Below are 4,611 nucleotides of genomic sequence, written 5' to 3' on the forward strand. Positions count from 1 at the left end.
CCGCCCTACCCCGGCCGGCGGGCGGGGGGCGCCCCCGCCGGCGCCCCGCGCCACCCCCGAGCCCGATCCGTTTCCCAGATGCCCGCGGGTTTCCGGATACCTAGGGCACCTGCTCCGCGGACGGCGCCGTCAGCCAGGTTCGGTTGATCATCGGGTGGTCGTCGTCGGTGGGGCCGGTGTCGCTGTCCGGGTGGAAGGCGATGACATCCAGCGAGGCGTCGTCCGTGACGAACCGGTGCCGGCCGCCGGCGGGAATGCAGAAGATCGTGCCGGGGCGCAGCGCGTCGCGCCCGGCGGCGGTGTCGCACCAGCCGGCGCCCCGGGCGACGACGCCGGTCCGCGCGGACGGGTGGTGGTGCTCGGTCTGGAGCACGCCCGGTGGGAAGTGCAGGTGGTTCAGGCACGGGTCGCCGCGGCGCGCCGGGCCGGCCAGCAGCGTGTCGCTACAGCCGTCGATGTAGCGCAGCCGGCCCGTGGGCTCGATCGGCCCGCCGCGCTGGCGCAGCCCGACGTGGCCGAGCCGCTGCGAGACGACGACCCGGGTCGCCGGCGCCAGGCGCAGGGCCGCCGCGCCAGCCGTGGCGAAGTACTCCAGCGGGCCGATCTCGGCGCGCAGCGCCCGGTCGGCACCGTCCACCGGTTCGACCAGCTCCACCGCGCCCTGGGCGACGAAGCCGAAGCAGCCGCCACCGCCCGGGATCTCGGCCGCCGCCCTGGCCGGGTCGGAGAGGTTCTCGAAGCCGAACAGGCGGGTCGCCAGCGGCCGCCCGGTCACCACGTCGGTGTCGGTGACCACCGTCAGCTCGCCGAAGTAGTCGGTCCAGATGGAGAAGCTCACGCGTGTCCCCGACCTTCCCGCGCCGGGCCGGCCGGGCCGGGGCCGGGCACGTCGAACGCGCGCAGCCACAGCTCCAGGCTCAGCACCAGCCATAGTTTCGATCCCTGGCGGGGCATGAGCGCCCCCTCACCCCGCATCCACGCCTGGATCGTGTCCGTCCGGAACAGGCCACGGTCCACGGCGGCCCGGCTCAGCAGCGCGTCGCGCGCCAGGTCACGCAGCGGGCCGCGCAGCCAGCGCTGCACCGGTACCCGCATCCCGCTCTTCGGCCGGTCGACGATGGTCGAGGGCAGCAGGTCGCGGACCGCGTCCTTGAGGACCAGCTTCTCGACCGGCCCGGCGAGCTTGCGGGTCGGCGGGACGGCGAAGGCGAAGTCGACGACCCGGCGGTCGAACAGCGGCGAGCGGCCCTGCAGCCCGTGCGCGGCGGTGATCCGTTCCACCTTGGTCAGGATGTGGTGCGCGCCCTTCGTGCGCAGGTTGCAGTGCAGCAGCTGGTTGAGCAGCGCGCGCATCTGGCCGGGCTGAAGGTAGGGCGCGACGAGGTGCTCCGGGCCGGGTTCGCCGCGCAGCGCGGCGAGCGTGTCCGCGGTGAGCAGGACCGGCAGGTCGGCGTGGCACTTGCGGTAGCTGCGCAGGTAGGCGAGCGCGCGCGCGGCCGGGTCCGGCGAGTCCCGGTGCAGCTCCCAGACGAGCATCGGCAGGTTCTTCGGCCCGCCGAACACCGGGTCGCCGCCCTCGCCGTTGAGCGTGACCCGCAGGCCGTCGCCCGCCGCCGCCTCGGCGAGCAGCAGGTTCGGCACGGTGAGCGGGTCGCCGACCGGCGAGTCGAGCAGAGCGACGGTCTCGGCGAGCCGGGCGGCGACGGTCCGCCCCGGCACCGTCAGCACGCGGTGCGTGGTGCCGCAGTGCGCGGCGACCAGCCCCGAGTAGCCGAGCTCGTCGGGCAGGCCGTCGCCGAAGCTGATCGAGTAGGTGCGCACCGGAGCGTCGTGCAGCGCCGCGGCGAGCGCGGTGACCAGGCTGGAGTCGATGCCGCCCGACAGCAGCACCCCGACCTGCTCACCGCCCGGCAGTCGGCAGCCGACGGCCGTCTCCAGCAGCGCCCGCAGCCCGCGCGCGTACCTGTCGCCGACCGCGTCGCCGTCGGTGTCGCCGTTCGCGTTCGCCTCGAGGTGCTCGTCGAGCCGCTCGGCCGGCTCCCAGAACGGCTCGCGCACCGCCGTCCCGTCCGGCCGCAGCCGCAGGCAGCCGCCGGGCAGCACCTCCCGGACCCCGCGCAGCAGGGTCTGCTCACCGGGCAGGTAGGCGAAGGTCAGGAAGGAACGGACCGCGCCGAGGTCCAGTTCGGTCGGCAGCGCCGGCCAGCGGCGCAGCGCCCGCAGCGAGCTGGCGGCCAGCCAGCGGCCGTTCGCGCGGGCGTGGAACAGGGTGCGGGCGCCGACGTGGTCGCGGACCAGCACCAGGTCGGCGCCGTCGGCGACGGCGAGCGCGAACATCCCCTCGGCCGCCGCGATCCCGGCGGCGCCGAGGTGGGCGTAGCAGCGCAGCAGCAGCTCGCCGTCGGCGACGCCCGGCGGGGCCGGCGCGCCGGCCGCGGCCAGCCGGGCAGCCAGCTCGTCCCGGTTGTGCAGGGTGACCTCGCCGACGGCGGTCAGGCCGCCGGCCGCGAACGGCCCGGCCGCGTGTCCCGGCTCCGCCGGCAGCAGCCCGAACGCGACCCGGCCCGGCCGGCCGTCCGGCCCGGTCCGGCCGTGGGCCGCCGCGATGGCCGCGGCGGCCGCGCCCGGCCCGTCGCCAGCGGGCGTCGGCAGGGGCGTCGGCGTGGCGCCGACGGCCAGCACGTCGTCCCGGGCGAGCGCGGACGAGTCGGCCAGCGCGGCGCAGAACCGGGGCATCGGCGCGGCCTCCTCGGGGGTGTTCGTGACGAAGGTCGGGTTCGAGAATCGCTCTGATAGTGGATTGGTTGGGCTGGTGGAGTCACTCAGTCGGTGGGGGTGACCCGGCTGGCGACCGGCCGGGTGCCCGGCGGGTCAGCCGAAGTCGTCCGAACCGTCCCCGCCGCCGTCGTCCCACAGGCTGCCCCCGTCGCCGCCGCCGGAGCCGCTGGCCGCCTGCTGCTCCAGGGCGCGGCGCAGCTCTTCCTCCTCCGCCGCGCTGAGCAGCAGCGGCGGGGCGATGATCGACCCGAGCAGTACGCTCGCGCCGACGCCGGCGAGCACCGACCCGACCCGGCCGCCGAACGCGGAGCGGTTCACCGTCACCACCAGCGGCGCTGGCGGGGACGAGGCGAACAGTGGGCGGGGGTCGTTGGGGTGCTGGCGCCAGACCGTCCGGCCGTAGCCGATGTCACGGGCATACCGGACGATGGGGTGGCCGCCGCGAGCGTGCCCGTTCGTGAGCGTCCGCTTGACGATCCGCCTGCCGAGGAGCTCGTCGGTGCCGGTCAGGCCGCGGTCGTCGCGCCACTCGACCCAGTGCTGGCCCCGCCGGACGCGCCATTCCTGCCGGCCGTCGCCGTACCGGCGGTAGACGGTCCCGTCGGCCAGCCGCTCGTCGGTGTAAGTGATCTCCTGGTGGCTGTTCACGTCGGCCCGGTCACCCGCTCTCGCTGTTCGGGGTCACGCTCGTGGAGATCGTGCTGGTCGGGAGCGCGGCCGCGGGCCGCGCCGGTCCTGGTCACGGCGCCGGCCAGGTCATGAACCCGACGGAGCGGGCGGCGCCCAGGCCGCCCCCGCGCGGCTCGGCCGGTCCCCGGGACCCGACGAGTCGGTGCACCGCGCGCAGCAGCCGGGCCGGCGGCACCGCGGCCACCTCGGCGCGCAGGCCGGACCGGATCCACCGCTGCTCGCGGCGCGTCAGCGGTGGCGACTCGAGCGGCTCCCCGCCGGGCGGCGCGGCGTCGCCGGCCTCGTCCGGGCCGCCGGGCGGCCGGGCGGCCGGGTCGTGGAGGACGGCGTCCCGATGGACGGCGTCCTGGCGGGTCGCGTCCTGGGAGACGGTGTCTCGATGGGCGAAGGACCGGTGCGCGGGGTTTGGGCGGGCGGGGTTCGGGCGGGCGGGAAGCCGGCGGGCGGGCAGGTGCATCGCGGCGGCGTGCCGCGGCAGCAGGCCGATCGGGACGACCGGGACCGACGGCGCGAGGCCCAGCCGGGCGCGCAGCCCGCCGGCCAGCGCCAGCCCGCCGGCGCTCGCGTCGTGCAGGACGTGGACGGCGGCGCCGGGGAACCGGTCGAGCGCGGCCACCAGCCGCGGGTCGAGCGGCAGGTCCTCGATGGCGAAGACCGGGCAGGCGGCCTCCAGGTGCGCGTCGTTCGCGACCAGCATGCGGGCGATCGCCGTGTCCTCGCACACCAGCAGCCGGGGCAGGCCGTAGTCGAGCACGTCGTCCTCGGCGGCGAGCCAGCCATGCCTGCGCGTCGTCTCGCCCACCACGGGCGGCAGCATGGCGGGCACGATGCCGTGGCGGTGTAGCGCGGCGGTGAAGCGCTCGTGGCCGAGCGCCGGGCCCACGGTGAAACCTACCCGGCGAGGGAGCCGGTCGGCGGGCCGCAGCACCCGGCACACCTCGTAGTAGAGCTGCCGCTCGGTGAACCGGAGCCCGGGTGGCTCGGCGAGCCGGCGTACCGCGGCGGCGAGCGCCGCGTCCACCAGCCGGTCCGCCGGGCCCGCCCGCCTCGCCGGCCCGCCACCCGCCGGCCGGCCGGGCGCGCGGCGTCCCGGGCTCGCGGGCCCGGGCGGGCCGGGCGGCCCGGCCCCCCCCCGCGGGGGGG

Annotated in this window: 4 protein-coding genes; all 4 read right to left on the reverse strand. The window is 77.3% G+C overall.

Going from position 1 to position 4,611, the window contains the following annotated elements; genetic code table 11:
* Positions 1–100: 100 nt before the first annotated feature.
* The gene (locus I6A81_RS16600) at positions 101–838 is read right to left on the reverse strand and encodes a cupin domain-containing protein (protein ID WP_203007531.1); all 738 of its coding nucleotides are present in this window, start codon (positions 836–838) and stop codon (positions 101–103) included.
* On the reverse strand, positions 835–2,736 hold the full coding sequence (locus I6A81_RS16605) for an asparagine synthetase B family protein (RefSeq protein WP_203010227.1): 1,902 nt from the start codon (positions 2,734–2,736) through the stop codon (positions 835–837). Before I6A81_RS16605 ends, I6A81_RS16600 begins: the two co-directional genes overlap by 4 nt.
* 135 nt (positions 2,737–2,871) lie before the next feature.
* Entirely contained in the window at positions 2,872–3,426 is a 555-nt protein-coding gene (locus I6A81_RS16610) for a hypothetical protein (protein ID WP_203008405.1), read from the reverse strand.
* A 91-nt stretch (positions 3,427–3,517) separates the two neighbouring features.
* Positions 3,518–4,611: hypothetical protein (locus I6A81_RS16615; protein WP_238441513.1), on the reverse strand; the 1,094-nt coding region annotated here is incomplete at its 5' end.

The organism is Frankia nepalensis, from assembly GCF_016786325.1.
In the GTDB taxonomy this organism is placed as follows: Bacteria; Actinomycetota; Actinomycetes; order Frankiales; family Frankiaceae; genus Pseudofrankia; species Pseudofrankia nepalensis.

Coding starts and splice junctions, on each gene's coding strand:
- I6A81_RS16605 (WP_203010227.1), bottom strand. CDS start 2,736: ATGCCCCGGTTCTGCGCCGCGCTGGCCGACTCGTCCGCGCTCGCCCGG.